The following is a 2,554-nucleotide window of genomic DNA, read 5'->3' as shown; positions in this document are numbered from 1 at the left end:
GACCCGGTGCTCACCAGCCGCGCCTCGTCCTCCGGGGTCAACGGCAGCGGGCTCGAGGTGAGGGTGCCCCCGTGGCGCCGGGGGATGGTCAGCCGGAAGCACGACCCCTCCCCGGGGCTGCCCCAGCAGTCCAGCCGGCCGCCGTGCAGCTTGGCGTCCTCGAGCGCGATCGCCAGACCGAGTCCGGTCCCGCCCGACCGACGGACCCGGGAGGGATCCGCCCGCCAGAAGCGGTTGAACACGAGCGACTCCTCGCCGGGCTTGAGCCCCACGCCGTGATCGCGCACCGAGACCGCGAGCGCCGCCTCGGACCCGCGGAGGGTCACCCGGACGGGCTTGGACTCCGAGTGGTCGAGTGCGTTGGCCACCAGGTTGCGCAGGATGCGCTCCACACGTCGGGAGTCCACCTCGGCCACCACCGGCTCGGCCGGCATGTCCAGCTCGACCTGTACGCCCGCCGACTCCGCGATGTGCGACACGGTGGACACCGCGTCCTCGACCGCCCCCCGCACGTCCAGCGCGGTCACCGAGAGCTCTGCCATTCCGGCGTCGTGGCGGGAGACCTCCAGGAGGTCGGTGAGAAGGCTCTCGAACCGGTCGAGTTCGGACTCCAGCAGCTCGACGGCCCGCTTGGTCGGGGGGTCGAGGTCACCGGCGGAGTCGGAGATGATGTCCGCCGCCATCCGGACAGTGGTCAGCGGGGTGCGCAGCTCGTGCGAGACGTCCGAGGTGAAACGCTTCTGCAGGTCGCCGAACTCCTCCAGCTGGGTGATCTGGTCGGACAGGCTCTGTGCCATGTCGTTGAACGCCATCGCCAGTCGGGCGACGTCGTCCTCTCCCCGGATCACCATCCGTTCCTTGAGGTGACCGTTGGCGAACCGCTGCGCGATCGACGCCGCCTGGCGGACCGGCAGCACCACCTGCCGTGCGACCATCCACGCGATCGCCGCACTGAGCACGATGATCGCCAGGCCGGCGGTCGCGACGATCCCGCGCATGATCCCGAGCGTCTGTTCCTCGGCGATGAGCGGATAGACCAGGTAGAGCTCGAGCCCGGGGATCGACGAGTCCGTCGGCGTCCCGATGATCAGCGCCTTGGCGGGCTCTCCCCGGAAATCTACCGTGACGTACTGGTAGGCGACCCGGCCCCGCTGGACCAGCGACTGCAACTCCGGGGGCACCTGCGAGTCGGCCGGGCTGACGACCTGCCCGCGCCCGGTCTGGTCGGGCACCACCAGGATCGGGTCGAAGGTGCCCGCGTGCACCGACTCCCCGTCGGAGGCGATGCCCCGCTCCCCCAGTGCGCTGCGCGCCTGGTCGAGGCGGGACTGCTCACTGGTCCCCTCGTCGGTCGCGGCGATCTGCGCCTCGACGGTGACCCGCAGCCGGCCCGCCTGCTCGACCGCGGCGTCAAGTTTGGTCGAGAGCAACTGCGCGGCCATCTGGCTCTGCAGCATGAACGCGATCGTGAGGATCACGCCCATGGACAGCGCGAGGGTCGAGGTGACCACCCGGAGCTGGAGGGATCGCCGCCACATGCGCGCGAACCGCATCCCCAGGACGGTGAGGTCCAGGTCCCGGATCCGCTCCAGGAGGGTCGACGACGAGTCGGTCATGTCCCGGGTGTCGCGCTCGTCGCCGGAGGACGCCGCCGCGTCGTCCGGACGACGTGCGGTCACGAGACCGGACCGGCCTTGTACCCGACTCCGCGCACGGTGAGGACGACCTCGGGGTTCTCCGGGTCCTTCTCGATCTTCGCGCGCAGGCGCTGGACGTGCACGTTGACCAGCCGGGTGTCGGCCGAGTGACGGTAGCCCCAGACGTGTTCGAGCAGGACCTCGCGGGTGAAGACCTGGCGGGGCTTGCGGGCGAGCTCCACCAACAGGTCGAACTCCAACGGCGTGAGCGGGATCGGCGTGCCCTCACGCGTCACGGTGTGGGCGGGCACGTCGATCGTCACATCACCGATGTGCAGGAGTTCACTCGGCTCGTCCTCACCCCGGCGCAGACGCGCCCGGATGCGGGCCACGAGCTCCTTGGGCTTGAACGGCTTCATGATGTAGTCGTCGGCTCCGGACTCCAACCCCAGGACCACGTCCACGGTGTCCGTCTTGGCCGTGAGCATGACGATCGGCACCCTGGACTCGCCGCGGATGTCCCGACACACGTCGATCCCGCTCCGGCCCGGGAGCATGAGGTCGAGCAGGACCAGATCGGGCTGGACCGCCCGGAAGGTCTCGATGGCCTGGACGCCGTCGCCCACGACCTCGGTCTCGAACCCCTCGCCCCGCAGGACGATGGTGAGCATCTCTGCCAGTGCGGCGTCGTCGTCGACGACGAGGATCTTCGGGGTCATTGTCACCACTTGTGTCGGCGTGAGTGTCGGCATGTGTCCATGGAGACCTTACCCGGCCGCACCGACGGGCCGGGCCCACGGCTCGGCTCGGTGGCCGGGGAATCCGTGGCGCCGACGGCTCACGAGCCGACCACGAGGTCCGCCAACCGCCGCACGTCGGGGTCGACGCCCAGCACCCGCCAGGGCGAGCGCCATGCG

General features: G+C 70.3%; 2 protein-coding genes. Both read right to left on the bottom strand.

Features of this window, described 5'->3' with window-relative positions; all coding sequences use genetic code 11:
- A partial coding sequence (gene mtrB, locus G6020_RS12160) for an MtrAB system histidine kinase MtrB (protein WP_182610810.1) occupies positions 1–1,679 on the bottom strand: 1,679 nt, incomplete at its 3' end.
- Positions 1,676–2,365 (bottom strand): MtrAB system response regulator MtrA, encoded by a 690-nt coding sequence (gene mtrA / locus G6020_RS12155; protein WP_179526178.1) that lies wholly within the window; start codon positions 2,363–2,365, stop codon positions 1,676–1,678. The genes mtrB and mtrA, both read right to left, overlap by 4 nt.
- Positions 2,366–2,554: the final 189 nt, after the last annotated feature.

Source organism: Dietzia sp. B19 (assembly GCF_014145155.1).
GTDB lineage: Bacteria > Actinomycetota > Actinomycetes > Mycobacteriales > Mycobacteriaceae > Dietzia > Dietzia natronolimnaea.
Note: the sequence above shows the minus strand (reverse complement) of the source record. Positions and strands in the feature narration are given on the sequence as shown.